General features: G+C 67.6%; 14 protein-coding genes and 1 tRNA gene. 7 read left to right on the forward strand and 8 right to left on the reverse strand.

Features of this window, described 5'->3' with window-relative positions:
• Positions 1-20 precede the first annotated feature (20 nt).
• From CLV52_RS15845 to CLV52_RS15865, 5 genes are all read left to right on the forward strand, one after another.
• Entirely contained in the window at positions 21-1,958 is a 1,938-nt protein-coding gene (locus tag CLV52_RS15845; protein ID WP_246018193.1) for an alpha-galactosidase, read from the forward strand.
• Positions 1,955-4,888 carry a DUF5107 domain-containing protein gene (locus CLV52_RS15850; protein ID WP_133767314.1) on the forward strand — a complete coding sequence of 978 codons (2,934 nt, stop codon included), beginning with the start codon at positions 1,955-1,957 and terminating at the stop codon, positions 4,886-4,888. The genes CLV52_RS15845 and CLV52_RS15850 overlap by 4 nt, the downstream gene beginning before the upstream one ends.
• A 35-nt stretch (positions 4,889-4,923) precedes the next feature.
• Positions 4,924-5,835 carry a hypothetical protein gene (locus CLV52_RS15855; RefSeq protein ID WP_133767315.1) on the forward strand — a complete coding sequence of 304 codons (912 nt, stop codon included), beginning with the start codon at positions 4,924-4,926 and terminating at the stop codon, positions 5,833-5,835.
• Positions 5,836-6,686: 851 nt separating this feature from the next.
• Positions 6,687-8,111: an AAA family ATPase gene (locus CLV52_RS15860; RefSeq protein WP_133767316.1), complete on the forward strand. Its 1,425-nt coding sequence runs from the start codon at positions 6,687-6,689 to the stop codon at positions 8,109-8,111.
• Positions 8,112-9,508: 1,397 nt separating this feature from the next.
• Positions 9,509-10,018 (forward strand): hypothetical protein, encoded by a 510-nt coding sequence (locus tag CLV52_RS15865; RefSeq protein WP_133767317.1) that lies wholly within the window; start codon positions 9,509-9,511, stop codon positions 10,016-10,018.
• Positions 10,019-10,932: 914 nt separating this feature from the next.
• On the opposite strand, the gene CLV52_RS15870 is transcribed toward CLV52_RS15865, so the two are convergent.
• Together CLV52_RS15870 and CLV52_RS15875 are read right to left on the reverse strand one after the other, a co-directional pair.
• Positions 10,933-12,546, reverse strand: coding sequence for an esterase/lipase family protein (locus CLV52_RS15870; protein WP_162850889.1), 1,614 nt, complete (start codon positions 12,544-12,546; stop codon positions 10,933-10,935).
• Between the two features lie 227 nt (positions 12,547-12,773).
• Positions 12,774-13,199: a hypothetical protein gene (locus tag CLV52_RS15875; protein WP_133767319.1), complete on the reverse strand. Its 426-nt coding sequence runs from the start codon at positions 13,197-13,199 to the stop codon at positions 12,774-12,776.
• A 401-nt stretch (positions 13,200-13,600) separates the two neighbouring features.
• On the opposite strand from CLV52_RS15875, the gene CLV52_RS15880 reads away from it, so the two are divergent.
• Positions 13,601-14,719, forward strand: coding sequence for a site-specific integrase (locus CLV52_RS15880; protein WP_133767320.1), 1,119 nt, complete (start codon positions 13,601-13,603; stop codon positions 14,717-14,719).
• A 65-nt stretch (positions 14,720-14,784) separates the two neighbouring features.
• Here the strand turns inward: CLV52_RS15880 and CLV52_RS15885 are convergent.
• Positions 14,785-14,857, reverse strand: a tRNA-Glu gene (locus CLV52_RS15885).
• Between the two features lie 166 nt (positions 14,858-15,023).
• Positions 15,024-16,316, reverse strand: a complete 1,293-nt coding sequence (locus CLV52_RS15890) for an FUSC family protein (protein WP_162850890.1) — start codon at positions 16,314-16,316, stop codon at positions 15,024-15,026.
• Positions 16,317-16,370: 54 nt separating this feature from the next.
• Between CLV52_RS15890 and CLV52_RS15895 the strand changes: the two genes are divergently transcribed.
• On the forward strand, positions 16,371-17,009 hold the full coding sequence (locus CLV52_RS15895; protein WP_133767322.1) for an MBL fold metallo-hydrolase: 639 nt from the start codon (positions 16,371-16,373) through the stop codon (positions 17,007-17,009).
• A gap of 63 nt (positions 17,010-17,072) precedes the next feature.
• On the opposite strand, the gene CLV52_RS15900 is transcribed toward CLV52_RS15895, so the two are convergent.
• The 4 genes from CLV52_RS15900 to CLV52_RS18540 are packed head-to-tail and all read right to left on the reverse strand — an operon-like array spanning position 17,073 to position 19,881.
• The gene (locus tag CLV52_RS15900) at positions 17,073-17,801 is read right to left on the reverse strand and encodes an ABC transporter ATP-binding protein (protein WP_133767323.1); all 729 of its coding nucleotides are present in this window, start codon (positions 17,799-17,801) and stop codon (positions 17,073-17,075) included.
• Positions 17,798-18,619 carry an ABC transporter permease gene (locus CLV52_RS15905; RefSeq protein WP_133767324.1) on the reverse strand — a complete coding sequence of 274 codons (822 nt, stop codon included), beginning with the start codon at positions 18,617-18,619 and terminating at the stop codon, positions 17,798-17,800. Before CLV52_RS15905 ends, CLV52_RS15900 begins: the two co-directional genes overlap by 4 nt.
• 45 nt (positions 18,620-18,664) lie before the next feature.
• Entirely contained in the window at positions 18,665-19,459 is a 795-nt protein-coding gene (gene modA / locus CLV52_RS15910) for a molybdate ABC transporter substrate-binding protein (RefSeq protein WP_133767325.1), read from the reverse strand.
• Complete coding sequence (locus tag CLV52_RS18540; RefSeq protein WP_246018182.1) at positions 19,456-19,881, reverse strand: TOBE domain-containing protein; 426 nt, start codon at positions 19,879-19,881, stop codon at positions 19,456-19,458. The genes modA and CLV52_RS18540 overlap by 4 nt, the downstream gene beginning before the upstream one ends.
• Between the last annotated feature and the right edge of the window lie 67 nt (positions 19,882-19,948).

Consider the following 19,948-nt stretch of genomic DNA (forward strand, 5'->3'; position numbering starts at 1 on the left):
AGCCGACCCGAGTGGTGGGCATGGTGCCGGAGTCGGACGTCTCCCCGCTCGAGTTCGCTTCTGACGGACAACGGCACACCGCATTCGCCGAGCTCCTGATCGATCGAGGGAACGGCAGGACCGGGGCGCGCTGGACCGTACTCGACGACCTCGCGGCCGACTCACACCGCCTGACCGTCCCCTTCATCGATGAGACCGGCACGCTCCGACTCGAACTGCACTACGCCACCTCCCCGGAGCACGACGCGGTTCGGCGCTGGGTCCGACTCACCAACACCGGCAGCGAGGCCGTCGAGCTGCGTCGCGCGTTCAGTGCGGGCTGGAACCTTCCCCTCGGTCCACACGTCAGAGTCGAGCACCTCGCCGGCTGGTGGGCCGGCGAGACGCGGCGACGGTCGACCGACCTCGAGGCGGCGACGCTCTCCATCGGCAGCCGCATGGGCATCACGGGCTTCGAGCACGCGCCAGTACTGACCCTGACAGCCGCGACGAACACGAGCGAGGCGTACGGTATCGCGCTGGCTTGGAGCGGCTCATGGCGGATGCGAGCGGAATCGCCCGCCGTCGGCCGCCACGTCCGCGTCTCCGGCGGCCCACACGAGGACACGACGGTCGTCGCGCTGCTGCCCGGCGAGACCTACGAATCGCCCGAGTCGATCGGCGTTCGCAGCGACGCCGGGAGCGACGGAATCCGGCGCGCCTGGCACGAGTACGAGCGGACGCTCGCGCGCGACCACGGCGAACACCACCGGCCTGTCGTCTACAACTCCTGGTACGCCACCACCTTCAACGTGCGCGAGGAACACCAGGCAGTCCTTGCTGAGCGCGCCGCGCGCCTCGGTGCGGAGGTCTTCGTGCTCGACGACGGCTGGTTCGCGGGCCGGGACGACGACACTCGAGGCCTTGGCGATTGGCGGCCGGACAGTCAGAAGTTCCCTGATGGCCTACGACCCCTCGCGGATCGGGTGCGAGGACTCGGTATGCGGTTCGGCGTGTGGATCGAACCGGAGTGCGTCGATCCGGACAGTGACCTCTTTCGCGCGCATCCCGACTGGATCTATCGCGCCGACGGGCGACCCGCTCTGACGATCCGCAACCAGTACGTGCTCGACCTCGGACGCCCGGAGGTGGAGGCGTGGATCGCCGACGTCCTCCGCCGACTGCTGGACTCGGCGCCGATCACCTACCTCAAGTGGGACATGAACCGCGCGGTGACGGATGGTGGCCGTCCCGGGGACCCGCACGGCCGAGAGTGGTCGATCCAGCACGTGCGCGCCTACCACCGGCTTCTCGACCTGCTCCGTTCCGAGTTCCCCGAGGTCACCGTCGAGGCTTGCGCGAGCGGCGGTGCCCGCATCGACCTCGCCGTGCTCGCCCGATCCGACGTGGTGTGGACGAGCGACGAGGTCGGACCTCGCGACAGACTCGCCATCCAGCACGGCTTCCTGACCGCGTACCCGGCATCAGTGATGAGCTCGTGGGTCACCGACGAGCCGGGCTCCGTCGACCGGTCGAGCGCGTCGCTCGGCTACCGGTTCGCCGTCGCCATGTGCGGGGTGCTCGGTGTCGGCGCCGACCTGCTGCGGTGGAACGACGTCGAACTTGAGCGCGGCGCGGCGATGGTTGCGGCCTACAAGGACCTACGCGGCGTCGTGCACCGCGGCGAAGCGTACTTTCACGGGGACCCCGCCGATCCGACCTACGCCATCGAGTTCCGCGGCCCGGATGACGACCCGCGCCAGGTGCTGCTCGTCTTCGACCGGGACCGGGAGCGTCGACGGGACCGCGACGCCGTCCGCATCCGGCCCGTCGCTTTGCGGCCGGGGACTTCATATCGATCAGACGCGTTCGCGCTACCGGTGACCGCCGGCGGCCCGCCATTCACCGTGCCGTTCCGCTGGGCCGAGGACGCGGACGTCCTCGTGCTCACCCCCATCGACAACCAGGAGGAGCCATGACGCTGACCCCCGACGCCGAGGTCGCCGTCGATCCACTGACCCCGCCCCCACCGCCGGCACTCGCAGCGAGGCTGGCGGACGGCGCAGCCGTGGCCTGGTCGCAGCCGATCGTGGTGCCCACCTACCTCCCCGAGGCGCCGTCCACAGTGCCGATGTACCTGGATCACCGCGTCTACCAGGGGTCGAGCGGGCGGGTGTACCCGCTGCCATTCGTCGAACGCATCGCGTCCGAACCAACGGACCACACATGGCAGGCGATCCACATCGAGAACCGCTATCTGCGCCTCGTGATCCTCCCGGAACTCGGCGGCCGCATCCACGTCGGCCACGACAAGACGACCGGATACGACTTCTTCTACCGGAACAAGGTGATCAAGCCTGCACTGGTGGGTCTCACCGGGCCGTGGGTCAGCGGCGGGGTCGAGTTCAACTGGCCGCAGCACCACCGCCCCGCCACCTTCCTGCCTGTCGAGACCCGCATCGAGGAGCACGACGACGGGTCGGTGACCGTCTGGTGCGCCGACCATGACCCTTTTGAGCGGATGGCGGCGGTGCACGGCATCCGAGTGCATGCCGACCGGTCGACGGTCGAGGCGGTCGTCCGCCTGCACAACCGCACCGATGTGCGCCAGTCGTTCCTCTGGTGGGCCAACGCCGCGGTTCGCGTGCATGAGGACTACCAGTCCTTCTTCCCGCAGGACGTGCGCTACGTCGCCGACCACGCCCGACGCGCCATCACCGCCTTCCCCGCGGCTGATCGGCCCTACTACGGCGTCGACTACCCGGCCCGGGCCCGCGAGGTACCGGGAGCGGACCGGATCGACTTCTACGCGAATATCCCGGTCCCGACCTCGTACATGATCGTCGACTCCGCGGAGTCGTTCTTCGGCGGCTACGACCACGCGGCGGGAGCCGGGTTCGTGCATTGGGCCGATCGGCGATTTTCCCCGGGCAAGAAGCAATGGACCTGGGGCAACGCTCCCTTCGGGCACGCCTGGGATCACCTGCTCACCGACGAGGACGGCCCGTACGTCGAGCTGATGGCAGGCGTCTACACAGAGAACCAGCCGGACTTCTCCTGGCTCCTGCCCGGCGAGGTGCGCCGATTCACGCAGACCTGGTACCCGATCCCCGGCATCGGGCCGGCCCACCAGGCCACGACGGAAGCGGCGCTGCACGTCGACCTCGACACGACGACGGCCACCGTGTCGACCGCCGTGACCCGGCCCGTCACCGGCAGGCTGCAAGTCCGAGCAGGGACCCGAGTGCTGGCCGAGCACACGACGGCCATGGATCCGGGGGAGGTCTACCGGCTGCGAGCCGATTACCGCGGCGAGGCGGTCGAGGATCTCGTCGTCGAGCTGCTCGACGGTTCCCGATCGCTCGTCTCGTGGCGCCTCACCGTCCCTGACGACGACGAGCCCTGGACCGCGACCGAGCCACTTGCGCCGAAGGATGTGCCCACGACGGAGGAGCTCTATCTCACGGGCCTCCACCTCGAGCAGTACCGGCACCCGACCCGGTCACCGCTGCCCTACTGGCGAGAAGCGTTGCGGCGCGACCCCGGTGACTCGCGCGTCCACCTCGCGCTCGGCTGGCACGCCTACCGGCGCGCCGAGTACGACAGAGCAGAGGACCACGCTCGTGCGGCGATCCGCCGGCTGTCGCTCCGCAACGAGAACCCGCGCAGCACCGAGTCCTGGTACCTGCTCGGCCTGATCCTCGCTCGCATCGGTCGAGAGCGCGAGGCGATCGCAGCACTCGGCAAGGCCGCGTGGGATGGCGGGTGGCGCGCGGCATCTGGCGTCGTCTCCGCTCGACTGCGCGCGCAGCGGGGCGACGTCGACGCGGCGCGGGATGATGTGCTCGCGCTGCTCGAGGAGGGCGCGAACGATCCCCGTCTCGTTGCGATGCGGATCCTGCTCGGTCGACGGCGCGGTGAGGACGTCAGCGCCCGCGTATCCGCAGCGCAGGTGAACAGCCCGCTCGACGATCTGCTGCGGCACCTCACCGACGGCGCAGTCCCAGCGGATGGTGGCCTCGCGGTCGACCTCGCGATGGAACTCGCGGGAGCCGGAGCGACGGACGACGCGATCGCCCTCCTCGAGCAGGCGGCGACGAGCGAGATCGGCCCCTGCGGCAATGTTCGCCCCATCGCCCTGTATCTGCTCGCACTCATCGCCGATCGGGCGGGCCGGCCGGAGACGGCGGCCTCCGCGCGTCGCCGCGCGTCGGAAGTCGATCGGCGGTGGTGCCTCCCTCACGGACTGGACGCTCACGATGCGCTCGTCGCCGCCCGGCAGGCTGACCCTGGCGATGGTCTCGCTGCCGCGCTACTCGGGATGCTCCTCTATGCAGCCGGACGCCGCCGTGACGCCGTGAATGCGTGGCGGGACGCCCTCCAAACCGGCTTCGAGGACGCGACACTCCATCGCAACCTGGGGCTCGGTGCCTATGCGGTGCTCGGCGACGACGACCTCGCCTGGCGGTCATACGAGCGGGCCCGCGCGCTCGACCCGAACGACGCGCGCCTGCTGTTCGAGCAGGACCGGCTGGCCGAGCGGCTCGGCCGGGACAAGCAGGATCGGCTGGCGCGGCTCGAAGCCGCCCAGCGGCTCGTTTCGCAGCGCGATGACCTGACCGTCGAACTCGCACGCCTCCGCACCGCAGCCGGACGCGCAGCCGACGCGCTCGCCCTCTTCGACGGACGCTCATTCCAACCCTGGGAGGGCGGCGAAGGCCGCGTCCTCGCGGCCTGGGACGAGGCGCGCGACGCGCTCGGACTCCCCCGAACGGAGCCGCCTACCTCGCTCGGCGAAGCGCGGCCGGTCGTGCTCCCACCCGCCGCACTCCGGGAGGACGGCACGACCGACTACTTCGCCACCAGCCTCCCCGAGCTCCTGCTCTTCACTCGGGAAGTCGACGACTGACCGCCGACGACGTGATCCGCTTGCACTCGGGTCCCGTGCAGGCGGTCGTATTGCCGGCGCTCGGCGGCAGGCTGATCTCCCTGCGGCACAGCAGTCGTGAGTTCCTCTGGCACGACCCATCACTGCTCGACGACGCGTTCCGACCGCGGGTCCCAGTAACTCCGCAACCGGCCGGCTCCCCGATGGAGAGCTGGCAGAACTGGGGCGGCGACAAGTCGTGGCCCGCGCCACAGGCGCGCGGGATCGCTGACGTCGGATGGCATGGGCCGCCCGACGACGTCTTCGACGGCGGCGTGTACGAGGTCCTCGACCGCCGTTCCGAGGACACGATTCGTCTACGGAGCGCTGTCGACGCCCGTACCGGCCTGCAGCAGACCAGGACGATCGTCCTCACGGACGTCGGCGCCCGCATCAAGACGACAATCACCAACCGATCCACGCAGCCCCGCACGTTCGCCCCGTGGGAGGTCATGCAAGTCGCCGTGGACGTCGAGGACGAGACGAACGGAGCGATCGAAGTCGAATGCGCCGGCGGCTGCCGCGTGGCTGAGCTCGTGCGGTGGTGGGGTCACGTCCGCATCGCCCGGAAACGGGATGCGGTCTCGATCGGATTCGGCGACGCCGTTGCAAAGCTGGGCTTCCCCGATGCGACGGGGCGGGTCCGATGCCGCTTCGCCGACGGAGCCCGCCTGGCGCTCTCATTCACGCCGAGCCCCGTCGCGCCGGAGAGCGCTCCGTTCCAACTCTGGCTCCAGACCCCCCTCGCTCGCGCCCCTGAGGATTCCGGCGGATGGCGCCCGATGCATCGGCTCATCGAACTGGAACCCGTTGGGGCACTCACCGATCTCGCCCCCGGCGAATCCGCGTCAGTCACGGCGGACTGGACCCTCCTCGCTGAGCAGCGAAGGAGCCCTACCCGCGTCCCGAAACTCAGGTCGGGCACATAGATATAGGTCATCACTTTACGAAAGGGATGTCCGACTAAACACCAAGATAGAACCCCTTCTGCAGACCGAGACTCACCAATACGGCGACACTCGAAGCGGGCCGCGCGCTCATGACAAGCAAGACTCGGTCTCGGATCTACGACGATTCCGCCGGCGATTGAAGACCGCCCGGTGCGCCTCGCCCCCTTTTTCGAGAACTCTGGATGGCGTCCACCCGGTCCACTGAAGATGGCCACATCACCTCAATGCCTGCCACTCAGAAGCAGTCGGATGCCACTAGGCCCCACCAACGTTGGCGAAACTCGCTTCCCCGCCGTCACGATCCACCGATCCCCACCGACGAACCGCTTCCTAATCGCACCACGCCACTCAGCCCTGACACTTCACCTGAACACCGCAAAACACCACACCCAGCTTCCACTCCTGACCTCCCCCGCCACACCTGTCTTGCCCTGTCCTGGCCTGCCACCTGCACTCGCGAACCACCCACACACAACTGCTCTTGCTCTTCAAGTTGTGTGTGGGTGGTTCGCGAGCGGCGCCAGCCGAGGTGGCAGGCCAGGACAGGGCAAGACGCCCGAAACCCCTCGCAAGACCCCTCGCACACGGCGAGGCACGATACGAGGGGTCTCGTCCCGCCGCCGTCCGATGGTCGTCCGGGGACCCGCCCTCGTCAACGGGCAAGGCTCACCGCGACCTAGAGGGCGCGAGAGCCCCTGCTACCTCGCTCCGCCTTGCACCCGGATCACCTCGTACGTTGAAGCTTCAACGGTCGTCGATCGTGTAGGCATAGGTGAGCGGTCTAATGCCGAAGCCAGGCTCCAGCTCCCGCTGACCAGTAGGAGACACAGGTGTACGTCCGTCGACTCGTCTGCAAGAACGTACGAGGGTTCGAGGAGATCGACCTCGACCTTTGCCCAATGTACGAGGCACCTAACCGCAGCGATCGGCGCAAGGAACTTGCCGCTCTCTCCGCTGTCGACGGGCTACTAGCGCCTGACGAGCCCACTCCAGCCGATAATCCATTTCCAGGGTGGACAGTAATCACGGGCGACAACGGCTCAGGGAAGTCCACCGTCCTCAAGTCCATCGCACTAGCTCTTCTCGGTCCCGAGAAAGCACGATCCCTTATCCAGTCCTACGACGGATGGGTCACTGTCGGACAGAAGCGCGGCGAGATTTCTTTGGAGATCCGCCCCGATGCAAGTATCGATAAAACTCGAGCCGGCGGGCACCCCTACAAAGACACCTTCTGGGCGGAAATTGACGTCCATATGGACGAGGATCAGCCCGGCGGAGCACCCTGGATCGTGAGTCCCAGCGACCACTTCAAGCACAAGAAGCTAGGAGCACAGACGGGCCCCTGGCAACTCGCCACAGCGGGATGGCTTGGAATTGGATATGGACCATTTCGCAGGCTATATGGCTCATCTCCGACCGCAGCTGGCCTCGAGGCAGACCCCATCAAAGCACGGTTCGCCACCTTATTTATGGAGGACGCCACGCTCAGAGAGGCCGAGAAGTGGCTTCAGGATCTTGATTACGTCAGCGCAAGGGCATCCACGCAGGATCAACAGCGGCGCGCAGGGGCGCAACTGGCAGTGGTTCAGGAGATCCTGTCCGCAGACTTCCTCCGGAACGGGATGACATTCGATCGAGTAGACGCAAGTGGCGTGTGGCTAAAGGACGCAGATCGACGTCATCTCCGCCTGTCAGACATGAGCGAGGGCTATCGGGCGGCTCTTGCGATGCTGATTGACATCGTGCGACACCTTTTCCTGTGCTACGACGACGCGATTGATCGAGTACACCGGGATGAGCAGGGCCGCGTCTCCTTGAAAGCTCCGGCCGTTGTGATTATCGACGAGATTGATGCTCACTTGCACCCAGCTTGGCAAAGAGAGATCGGACCTTGGCTGACGTCGCATTTCCCGCTGATCCAATTCATCGTCACGACGCACAGCCCACTTGTCTGCCAGGCGGCTACCGGCGGACGCATCTACGTTCTCCCATCGCCAGGCTCGTCAGACGAACCGCGTCGAGTAACGGCAGCCGAATACGAACACCTGCTGGCCGCAGATACCGACGAGGTACTAGCTTCGCCCGCCTTCCAGGTCCGCCAGCCTCGGCCGCCCCGAGTCATACGTGCAATGAAGCGACACGCCGAATTGCAGCAGTTGGCATTGTTCGAGGTTGAAGTACCTGCCGAGGCACGCGCCGCAGATGAACTTGAGCAACTGGAGCTCTTCTTCGAGGGCCGACTGACGGAGCACTAATGCGACGCATCGGACCGGCAGCTTGCCCACCTCGAGTGCACACCGAGCTCACTAAACGTCAAGCCCTAGCTTCCGCGTCGCCGAGCAATGTTGACGACCTCTGGAACGCTTTTCGCAAACTTAAGTCGTACGGTCGTCTGAGCGAGAGTCTTGCGAAACCACTCGGCGCACGCAAGAGATGTGCATATTGCAGCGACTCCCGAGCAGCGGATGTGGAACATTTCAGACCGAAGTCAATGTATCCAACATACGCGTTCACGTTCGAGAACATGCTGCTAATCTGCACGGAGTGCAATCGGCGGAAGTGGACAAAATTTCCTCTTGACGCCCGAGGCGTGCCGAAGTTGATTAATCCCTACTTCGACGACCCTTGGGACGTCTTCCGGTTCATGCCCCTGACAGGGTATTTGGATAGCCGTATAATCGGGTTTGAGGACGGCGCACCGGTGCGAGACAGCCGCGGCGAAGCAACACTTGATGTTCTTGGCGAGATTCTCAATAGCGGACCTCTCCTGCAGGGGCGTCGAGACAACTGGCAGCGTCTACTCAGATGCTTGCAGGTCGCGTTGCAGGGATCCGACCCTCTTCCGACGAGCCGAGAGTCGCTGTGGGCAGGAGACGACGATTTCGGGCTGGGCGATTACATCTTGGACCGCGAGGGTAAGGAAGAACCAGACATCCTCGCTTGGCGCGACGCCGCGCCCTCAAGATGGGGTGACCTTCGGGTGCTTCCACGCTGATTACGCGTAAGCGGACAGCGGTCACTCGCACGCCCGGCGGACGAAGCTCGGGAGCACGAGCCACCATCGTGGCCGGCGGTCGCACTCCACAGTCCCTTGGCCGGTCATACGCACCGACCTGGAACGCCGTCCAAACGGGTGAGATGCGGCTGGTCATGGAGGAGGCGTTCGGATCGGTCGCCGCGCTGTATTGGTTCGATCGATCACGAAAGCAGACGACCTCAGTCTACGCGTGTGGTCGAACGACGAGGCGGAGATCGAATTGTTCTCCCGCGCGCTTGCAGCGAGGGCCGTGTTCAGGTACGGCATGACCCCGAGTCCTCTCGGCATTCGTCCTTCGGCGGCGTGAAGAGCTCCGGCTAGGGTCGCGAGCTCCCTGCGGCCAGATCTGCGAGTTCTGCAACCTGTAGACCGTGTGGCGACCGCGAGGTCGTCTGTCTCACGTCGACGCCCGGCCCGGACGCGACTGAGGAGGTGAAGGGCGAGGTACGCGGCGCCGAACCGCACGTCGACGTGCTGCGCCTCGCCAGCAGGGACGCGGAGCTAGGTGCGCGCGCCCTGGTCCCATCAAGCGCGAGCGAACGTAATCGGTCGCAAGTTCGGCGAGGACGCGGCCGATCGGGGTGAACGTAGCCACTATTGCGTAAGGTTCGACACATGCCACTGAACGACGAGGAAGCAGTGAAGAAATTGCTTGAAACTTCTTCACTGCATGACCTTACCGACGAGCAAGTTCTGCGTCTCGCAGCGTTGTTGCCAGAGATGCCGTCGTCTCTTAGACAGACGCTGTTTGACCAAGTTCCTGGTTTGCGCGAAACCGCGCTTCAGAGTTCGAAGGTGTTTGAACAGATCTTTGAAGAGTCCCTCCGTGCGAACGACACCCACCAGTCCGAGTTCCATCAGGCGATGGTTGATATCCGAAAGGCTATTAGCGGCCGTCTCGAACAAGCCAGCCTAAGTGAGGAACAGGAGAGACATCTCATCAACGTCCTTATGGAAACGGGACGGATGGAGTATTTAAAGGACACGGAGAATAAGGCCTTCACGGCGGAGCAGGCGGAGGCAGCGCGGTGGTTCACTGCCGTGCAGACAAGCCTGCCCCTCGCAGTCACAATCGTCTCGGCCGGAGCACGTCTCGTGCTCCTGAGACGAGGCCTGCGTCTCTGACGCCTCGATTTCCCATCTAGTTGAATTGTGGAATCGCACACTCGGCGCGCTACTCCCCGAAAAAGTCACAATCTGCAGGTGGCTTGACACAACCCAGTTTCCCGCCTCAGAGCAAGCTCCATCCATTTTCCGCCGGTGGGTACTTCCCCGTGTGCGGTGCATGGGAATCGGCCATCGCGTAGAGCAGCGGAGCCTCGCCCTGGCGTGCTCACACTATCGCGAGGCCGCGCGAAAACTGCACAACCGAATCAGGTTCTGTGCCTTGCGAAGTTGTTCTAGTGATCGAGGATGCTCGAGATCGCGGGGATCACGAGCATGGAGAGATGGTTCGTTAGTGCCGGATCATCGTTCAGAGATCTGCGGAGGCGCGCCCAGTTCAACTGGACGAGTAATCGAGGGCGGTAGCCGTCGAAGAAGTAGTGCTCGCCTCTACACGAGGACGCAGTCGGCCGACTAAATCATCGAACAATGGCGTACGAGGGACTGACGGCGTAAGAGGCCTTTGAGAGCGTGAATCCCTCGATCTTCTTCGTCGCACCCTCAAAGATAGTGAAGTTGCAAGACATCCCGTGGGGGTGAGATCTGCACGTGAGTCCGTTCACGTCGATCACCACGCCGACAGGAAGCACTTTCGCCTTGTAGGAGTACCCGCGCACCGAGATCGCAGTATTTCCGCATCCGGGAGCGATACCGCCCTCCTCGTAGAGGAATCCGGACCAGCCGCCCGCCTCGCACGGGGTGCGGTATGGAAGTGTCCAAGCAGGGTCAATCGCCATGCAGCCGACTGCGGGGTAATCCGAGCCCTCTTGCGCTCGGTCGGTCGAGCATCGGACGGAATGATCCGGCGAGTCCCAGCTGTAGACGTACTCCAGGCTCGGGTCAAAAAGGCCGCTCTTGTCGCGAAATCGAGCAAGTTAAGAGGCAGTGTGGATCCGCGAAGGGGCGGCCTGGACCGCCGCGGAGTCTCGCGCGCCGCATCCCGGGTCGCCCTGCAGTGTCGTGATCGGACCGTGCGCAAGAGTTGTGGTTCTTGCGAGCGTGTAGTCCAGCCTGACCTTCGTCTGTGGACAGGTGCCCTCGGCCGTCGTTGCTAACCATCCGACGTCGGTGCGCAGCTTGCCGTCAGCAAAGATCGCGTCGCTGAATCCAGGGAGTCCCGCTCCGCCTGCCGTCGTTAGTTCGCCGGGATCGATAAGGCCGATGGGTTTGAGGTCGTTCTTGTACACGGCGATGTAGGAGTAACCACCACCAGCCCCGGAGGCCGAACAGCCGAGGCTGATCGCGATGTCGCCGCGGTCCAAATCGGACATCCGCGACCGCCCGTCCGCGAGCAAGGCGATCGATTTCGATGTGGGGTTGGCTGCGTCGCCGTCGTAGAAGTCCAGGAGGCTGATGCCGCCGTTGCCATTCGTGCCAGGAATGGCGAAGCTGCCGTTCTCTAGGACGGCAGGCTTGTCGTAGCAGACACCCGCCGGAACCGTGATCGATCGGACTGCCGTCTTGAGGGACGCCTGCACCCGCGTGTCGATGTCGTCGTGGACCGACCCGAGCACGTCGTTCGTAAGCTCGATGTCCCTGGTGAGTTGACCGTGACCGCATGGGACCTTGCTGTCGACGATCGGCACACTGAGTCGCTTCGCGTCCACCTTCGCGACGACGCCGAGTGCGACGCCGACTTGATCCTGAGCCGCCCGGGAGACGTTGACCGTGTAGGCGCACGTGGTCTGATCGTGTTCACGACTCGGAGACGGAATCGCGGAACCTGAGGTGACGATGGTGTCGCCAAGATGAAGGGTTGTTGCCGGGTCGGCCTGTCGGAACCACGAGCTGTTCGTGATGTAGTCCGCGTTCCCCGCCAGCTGTACCAGGTGGATTGAGGAAGGGATCGCCGGAAGTTTCCGGATAGCGGCGGACCCGTACTGCAGGGCGTTGGCCGCGTCCGACTCGAGCGTGGTCACGGGGGTAAGGGCGTCGATCTTCGTGCAGATGCTGTCAGCGTCGGCGGTGCTGACCCGCCCGCATGCAGCGAGTATCGCGGTGGCGAGCGTCAGGAACGGTTGGCCGCCGAGGCCGCCGGTCACACCTGCCCCGAGAACGGCGCCGTGGGCGAGGCTGTCCATAACCGAGCCCTTGTACGGCGTCCCCAGTGTGATGATGGTGCTGATCTCGCGAGCGCGCGTCTCAGCGCCATTTATGGACGGCGAGAACGTCTGCTCGATCGCGAGGCCGCCCATCGAGTGCGCGACGAGGACGACCTTTTGACCGGACGCTCGGAACAGACAGTCAATCGCAGTCGCCAGCGCTGTCCCGATGTGCGGATCGGTCACCCACCGATCGGACCATTGGTGGTAGTCGAATGTGTAGACCGCCGAGCCAGCCATGTCCTGCAATTGCCCAACGAGCGACGTGCGCGCAGCCACGGTCCCTGCGGCGTTGGATGTGAGATCGATCTTTCCGGAGAAATTGCCGGCCCGGGTGTCGTCGTGCTGTGACCGACCGTTCCACCCGTGGATCATGATCACCGGCACGAATAGTCCTTTAGGGCCCGGCGAGATGCTGATCGGGTACCCGCTCGGGTCCTTGTCCGGGCCGCTCGTCAGCTTTGGCGCCAACTGCAGTTGCGAGTTGGTGCACCCTGTTGTCGAAGGGCTCGAAGCGAGCATTACCGGTGATGCCGCTGCAGGGAAACCAAATCCCACAATTGAGATGCCTGCGAGGACGACGGACGCCAGGAGCAGTCCAACGATCCCGCGAGTCACTGGCTCACAGGCAGAGTGCCGACCACGACCCATCGTGCACCTTCCTTCATCATCGACACGAGGTAGGTCGCGGGGGGCAGCTTCGGGCTCGTCAACGTCGCAAGGAGCGTCCCGCTCGTCCGCGACGCCATTGCCCAGGATTTCCGGTCGACTACGACCGTCGACCCCGACGGAACCGCGTCGGCAATGTTTACCGAGTCCCTTCGACCGCTGGGTACCAGCGAGGCAGGATTTGACGCGAGTCGCGCGAGCGCCTTTGACGCTTCCATACCGATCTGGGCCGAGGACGCCGCAGCACTGCGCGATGTCGGCGTGGCGATGGGTTTCGTGTCGACTCCACGAACCCCGAAGAACCACACGCCGATCCCGATGGCTGCGACAACGATCAGGAGGGGAACGGCGACCAGTGAGACTCGCTTCATCGAGCGATGCCTCCTAGGTCTCGAGTGCGGATCACGCAGCACGGTTCGGAGTCCCCGCACCTCGCGTCGAGGCGATTGGCGTACGCCACCCCAAATGCGAGCATCGGCTCGGGTCGGGTTCCCACGGCTGGAGCGGTCACAAGGGACTCCTTCAGAGAACGAGTCGTCACGCTACGGCTAGCACCATGCCGATCGCCAGCCATGGTTCCATAGGCCTGATTTACAGTGACGTCGTCGGATACGAGCGTGAGTGTCTAGACCCGCTCCGCCCCGCCCTCCCCAGGCTGTATTCCAACCGCTTGACCTGCTCCCGGCACCCCAACCTCGTTGTGACGTCGATACACAGCGACGCTGCACGGCGGCCCGCATTTTGAGAACGTGGGTGCCGTCGAGGAGGACTGATGGGGTCGGTCGAGTCGTATGCCAATGGGCAGGGCAAGCGGTATCGCGTTCTGTACCGCCGTCCAGATCATGGGCAGACGCAGAAGCGCGGCTTCCGCACGAAGAAGGAAGCCGAGCTGTTCTTGGCGAGCGTCGAGCTCGACAAGCAACGAGGCGCCTACATCGACCCGTCGAAAGCGCGAGTGGCGCTTGGTGAGTGGATGGATGTCTGGCTCACGAGTCGGACGGACATGCGCGCGACGACGAGGACGCGCGTCGAAGGCATCATCCGCAATCGCATCGTCCCTGCGCTCGGTTCCACGCAACTTTGGTCGCTCAATCGTCTTCAGGTGCAGCAGTGGGCGTCCGAACTGCCCGGCGCACCAGACAGCGTGCGCAAGACGGTGAACGTGTTGTCCAGCGCCCTGCGCCTCGCGGTCGAGGACGGAAGGATCGTCGCCAATCCCGCACAGCGACTGAAGCTGCCCAAGGCCGTGAAAAGTGGCAAGCGATACCTGACGCATGACCAGGTCGCCGCGCTCGCGACCGAGGTCGGACAGCGGTCGAACGGCAGCGCGCTCGGCTACGACGTTGTGATCTTGACCCTGGCGTACTGCGGGCTGCGCTGGGGCGAGTTGGCCGGACTCCGTGCGATGGACGTCGATCTCGCCCGGGCACGTCTCGAGATCCGGCAGACGATCGTTGCGGATAAGGGCTATCCCCGCATCGAGCCACCCAAGGACTACGAGCACCGATCGGTCGCGATTCCGGCCTTCCTCGTGCGCGGTCTCGACAGCGTGCTTCAGGGGCGAACAGACGACCAACCAGCCTTTCGCGGCGCGCGTACGGCCGTTCACCTGAGGAACCACGTCTTTCGGAACGGCTGGTTCAATCCGGCGGCGGCGATCGGTCTCGAGGGACTCACCCCGCACGAGCTCCGCCATACAGCGGCAAGCCTCGCTGTGAGCGCCGGCGCGAACGTGAAAGCGGTCCAGCGGATGCTTGGCCACGCCTCCGCCGCGGTCACCCTCGACGTGTACGCGGACCTGTTCGACGACGACCTGGCATCAGTAGCGACAGTGCTCGATCAGCGGGCGATGCAGACGAATGTTGCCAATCTGTTGCCACGGCGCCCCTGACCCAGCGTGTCGCACCGACCGCAGAAACAACAAAACCCCCGGATGACCGGGGGTTTTGTCGTGCGTGACCCCAGCGGGATTTGAACCCGCGTTACCGCCGTGAGAGGGCGACGTCCTAGGCCGCTAAACGATGGGGCCGCGCGCTGCGCAGGAGCGCAACGGTCGACAAGTATGCCACACCCGCCCGCCCGCTCCGAACACCGCGCTCCGGGGGCCGCGCGCGACTGATGGGGCGGTGCGCTCGGCCCCATCAGCCGCGCGGAGCCCCCGGAGCGATGGCGGCAGCGGCGCTCGGCGGCGGCGCTCAGCGGCGGCGCCGGACGAGGCGGCGCCACCGGCGGCGGAAGCGCACCGCCGCGGTCGGGCGGACGATCGTGATCGCCTCCGTCACGTCGGGGCGGAGCAGGTGGACGGGCGTCGCCCGCTCGAGGTCGAGCTGCTCGAGCACGTGGTCGACGGAGGCGAGGACCGAGCCCTGCAGCATCCACAGGTCGGGTCGCTGCCGGGGGTCGAGATCGAGCAGCGTCAGCTCGGTCAGCACCGCGCGCGCCTCCCCCACGGCGCCGAGGGTGCGCTCCCTCGCGAGCACGCGGTCCGGCTCGTTGCCGTCGTACTCCGCACCGACGAGGTCGCCGAAGGCGCGGAGGCCGGTCGCGGCGTCGTCGAGCACGACCGCGAACGCCCGGCGCAGCTCGGCCGCTGCCGGATCGTCGTCGCCTCCCCCGGTGGCGGACCGGGAGAGCACGACGAGCAGCGCCCGCTCGGCGGCGAGGCACCGCTCGAGCCGGTCGAGCGCGCCGCGGAGCGCCGGGTGGACCGCGTCCGTGGTGAGCGCGAGCGGGTTCAGCACCCGCGTCTGCTCCACCTCGCGGACGGCATCCCGCGCCACCGCGGTGTCCTCCGTCACGTGCCCGGTCCACTCGAGCCACGCCGCGACCTCCTCGCGGGCGGGCGCCCGCGCCCCGAGGGCCTGAGCGACCTCCGCGAGCAGCGCCGCCTGCGAGCGGGCGACCCGGCGGACCGCCTCACCCGCCTGGGCGTTCGGGATCGCGACGGGGACGAGGAAGGAGAACAGGATCCCGACCACCGTGCCGATCAGCGTGTTCACGAGCCGGCCCTCGGCGCCGAGGCCCGGTGCGGAGACGGCGAGGATGAGCATCGCGCTGATGGGCGTCTCGAGCGACTGGTCGCCGAGCCGGAACACCTTCGCGAGCACCAGGGTGACCGCGATGACGAGCGCGAGACTCCACCAGGACAGCCCGGTCCACGTCGTGACGAGGACGGCGACGAGGACGCCGGTGAGCACCGCGCCGATCCGCACGAGCCCCATGACCAGCGTGCCGACCGTCGACGCCTGGACGACGAGCAGCGCGGTCAGCGGCGCCGTCAGATCGTGGATCCCCGGCGACACCGCATCCGCCACGAGGTACGCGACCACGGCCGCGACGGTGAGGCGCGCGATCTGCGTCGCGGACGGTCGGAGCCGGGCGGGCACCTCCGCCCACGAGGTCGGGAACGAGGGCCAGACCCAGTCGAGCAGCCGGTGCACCCGGAGCCGGGCGCGCGAGCGGCGCCCCTCCGACCCGGACGACGACACGGCACCTCCGCTCCGCGCAGCGGATCCTCGGCGGTCCGGTGGTTGGCTCACCGCATGCGCATCACCAAGCTCGAGCATGCCGCGCTGATCCTGGAGGAGGCGGGACGCCGCCTCGTGATCGATCCGGGCGGTCTCACGAACCCGATCCTCGGCCTCGAAGGCGTCGACGCCGTGGTCATCACCCACGAGCACGCCGACCACTGGACGGCCGATCAGCTGCAGCGGATCCGGGACGTCAACCCGGACGCGCCGGTCTACGGCCCGTCCGGCGTCGTCCGCGCCGCGGAGGGCGTCGACATCACGACGGTCGCCCCGGGGCAGACGGTCGACGTCGGCGGCTGGACCCTCCGCTTCTTCGGCGGCAACCACGCCCAGATCCACCCGTCGATCCCGATCATCGAGAACGTCGGCGTGCTCGTGAACGAGCGCCTCTACTACCCCGGCGACTCGTTCTACGTGCCCGTTGGGGTGGAGGTCGACACCCTCGCGGCGCCCGCGGGCGCGCCCTGGATGAAGATCGCGGAGGGCATGGACTACATCACGCAGGTCGCGCCGAAGCGCGCGTTCGGCACGCACGACGGCGTGCTCTCCGCCGCGGGCGTCGGCCTCGTGCACGACCGGCTCAAGGCGGTCACGGAGGCGAAGGGCGGCGAGTACTTCGCCCTGAAGCCGGGCGACACCCTCGACATCTGATCCCGTGCTGCAGGAGTTCCTGCGGTCGAACGCGGGAACTCCTGCAGGACGGAACGGGCGTGCTCAGTCCGTCGCGCCGTCGAGGAGTCGGGACACGATCGGTGCGGCCGGCGCCGCCCTGAGCGAGGCGAGCGACCCCTGCTGCAGCACCCGGCCCCGGTCGATGACGACGACCTCGTCCGCCAGGGCCTCCGCGTCGCGGACATCGTGGGTGACGAGCAGCGCCGAGCCCGCGAACGCGCGGAGCTGCGCGCGGATCGCGTCGCGGAGCGCGGGCCGCAGCTCCGCGTCGATCGCCGCGAGCGGCTCGTCGAGCAGGACGAGCCGCGGGCTCCGGGCCAGCGTCCGGACGAGCGCGACGCGGGCGGCCTGGCCGCCGGACACGGCGCTCGGCCGGCGGTCCGCGAGGTCGGCGAGGCCCGCGTCCGTCAGCAGCCGATGCGCCTCCGCGCGGGCCGCGGACCGCGAGCGCCCCTGCGTCCGCAGCCCGAAGGCGACGTTCGCGGCGACGGTGAGGTGCGGGAACAGGGCCGACTGCTGCTGCACGACGCCGATCGGGCGGCGTTCCGGTGGCACGACCCGGCCGGACGCCACGTCCTCGAGCACCTCGCCGTCGACGACCACCCGGCCGCCGTCGAGGGGCAGGAGGCCAGCGATCGCCGCGACCGCCGTCGACTTCCCCGCGCCGTTGCGACCCATGAGCGCGACGACCCGGTGCGCGGGCACCACCAGCCGCGCGTCCAGCACGAAGCCGTCGCGCTCGACGCGGAGCTCGGCGTCGAGGCCGCTCACCGCCCGATCCCCTGCAGCCAGTGGTCCCGCAGCGATACGAGCACGGCGACCGCCACGACCATGAGCACGACGGAGATCGCGATCGCCGCCTCGGGATCGCTGTTCAGCGCGAGGTAGGCGGCGATCGGCAGCGTCTGCGTGACCTTCGGCAGGCTGCCCGCGAAGGTCACCGTCGCGCCGAACTCGCCGATCGCCCGCGCGAACGCGAGCACGGCGCCGGCGGCGACGCCCGGCGCGGCGAGGGGCAGCGTGACCCGGACGAAGCGCGTCCACGGCCCCGCCCCGAGCGTGGTCGCAGCGACCGCGAAGCGGCGATCGACGCCGCGCAGCGCTCCCTCCACGCCGAGCACGAGGAACGGGAGGCCGACGAAGGTCTGCGCCACGACCACCGCGGCGGTCGAGAACGGGATCTGCACGCCGGTCGCCTGGAAGAGCGGACCGCCGAGCAGCCCGGTCCGCCCGAGCAGCAGGAGCAGGGCGATGCCGCCGACGACCGGCGGCAGCACGAGCGGCGTGATCACGAGCGCCCGCACGAGCCGCCGCAGCGGGCCGGGCCAGCCGTCGGCACCCGAGAGCACGACGGCGAGCGGGACGCCGAGGAGGACGCAGCACCCGGTCGACGCCGCGGCCGTGCCGAGCGAGAGGCCGAGCGCCGGTAGCACGGTGTCGCCCGCGAGGAGGTCGCCGAGGTGCGCCCACGGCGCTCGGGCCAGGAGCGCGACGAGCGGGCCGACGAGCAGCAGGAAGGCGATCGCGCCCGGGACCAGCACGGCGCGCGGGATGCGGGCGAGGGGGTCGCGCCGACGACGCGCGCTCATCGCGGCCGCAGCAGTCGGGATCCGCAGCAGGAGCGCCGCGGAGGTCTATCGCGGAGCAAGGAACCCGGCCGCCCGTAGGTCGGCCTCGTGCGCCTGCACGTACGCGACCCACGCCCCGGCCAGCGCCGCGTTCCTCGAGCCCTTCAGCGGCGCGATCGGGTACGCGGTGACCGCCTCGTCCGCCTCCGGGAACGGGATGCCCTCGACCTTCGAGCCCGCGGCCCGCACGTCGGTGACGTAGACGAGGCCGGCGTCGGCCTCGTTCCCCTCCACCTTCGTCAGCACACTGGTGACGTCGGGCTCGTAGCTGTCCGGCTTCGGTGCGACCTTCGCGAGGTCGAACACCTGCGTGGCCGCCGCGCCGCAGGGCACCGTCCGGTCGCAGACGACGACCGTCTTCGCCGCGTCGCCGAAGTCGGCGAGCCCCGTGATCCTCCCCGGGTTCCCCGGCGGCACCGCGATCTCGAGCTCGTTCCGCGCGATGACGACGGGATCTCCGGCCGTGAGCGACGCGTCCTGGACGGTCCGCATCGTCTTCGTGCTCGCGGCGGCGAAGACGTCCACCGTCGCACCGGAGACGATGGAGGCCGCGAGCGTCGAGCTGCCGCCGAAGTTGAAGGTGATCGTCGTCCCGGGGTGCTCCTGCTGGAAGGACGCGGCGAGCTTCGGGAACACCTCGTTCAGGCTCGCGGCCGCGTCGACCGTGATCCCGCCGCCGAGCGACGGGGAGGGCGATGAGGACGGCGCCCCGCTCGCGGCGGGCAGGTCCTGCGCGCAGCCCGCGAGCGCGAGCGCGGCCAGCGCGGCGACGGCGGCGAGCGCGGGGAGGCGGCGGGTCACCGGACCTCCCGCCGCGGGTCGGCGTGCTCGATCACGACGGTCGTCGCCTTGACGGAGGCCGTCGCGACCGCGCCGGGCTCGAGCCGGAGCTCGTCCGCCGCCTCGCGGCTCATCAGCGAGACGAACCGGAACGGACCGGCCTGCAGCTCGACCTGCGCCATCACGCCGTCGCGGAGCACCCGGGTGACGATTCCGGTCACGCGGTTCCGCGCGGAGGACGTGCCCTCGGCGGGCAGCAGGCGGGCGAGCGGCGACTCGTTGGCGATCTGCGTCGCGAGCGCCGCGAGCTCGGCGCCGCCGACGGTCGCCGGGCCGGCCGAGCGGTCGACCTCGATGCGGCCGCTGTCGCCCCAGCGGCGGAGGGTGTCGTCGCTGACGCCCAGCAGTGCCGCCGCATCCGTGACCCTGATCCGATCGACCACCGCTCCCCCGTTCCGCATTCGCGTCGGAAATGGAGCCTACTGGCCGCATCCGCGGAGCCGAGTCGCC

This window comes from Amnibacterium kyonggiense (assembly GCF_004364555.1).
Lineage (GTDB): Bacteria > Actinomycetota > Actinomycetes > Actinomycetales > Microbacteriaceae > Amnibacterium > Amnibacterium kyonggiense.

Bases quoted from the DNA above. Each gene is read 5' to 3' on its own strand.
- CLV52_RS15865 (WP_133767317.1), top strand. From the start codon at position 9,509: ATGCCACTGAACGACGAGGAAGCAGTGAAGAAATTGCTTGAAACTTCT.
- CLV52_RS15850 (WP_133767314.1), top strand. From the start codon at position 1,955: ATGACGCTGACCCCCGACGCCGAGGTCGCCGTCGATCCACTGACCCCG.
- CLV52_RS15845 (WP_246018193.1), top strand. From the start codon at position 21: ATGGTGCCGGAGTCGGACGTCTCCCCGCTCGAGTTCGCTTCTGACGGA.
- CLV52_RS15880 (WP_133767320.1), top strand. From the start codon at position 13,601: ATGGGGTCGGTCGAGTCGTATGCCAATGGGCAGGGCAAGCGGTATCGC.
- CLV52_RS15875 (WP_133767319.1), bottom strand. From the start codon at position 13,199: ATGAAGCGAGTCTCACTGGTCGCCGTTCCCCTCCTGATCGTTGTCGCA.
- CLV52_RS15905 (WP_133767324.1), bottom strand. From the start codon at position 18,619: ATGAGCGCGCGTCGTCGGCGCGACCCCCTCGCCCGCATCCCGCGCGCC.
- CLV52_RS15895 (WP_133767322.1), top strand. From the start codon at position 16,371: ATGCGCATCACCAAGCTCGAGCATGCCGCGCTGATCCTGGAGGAGGCG.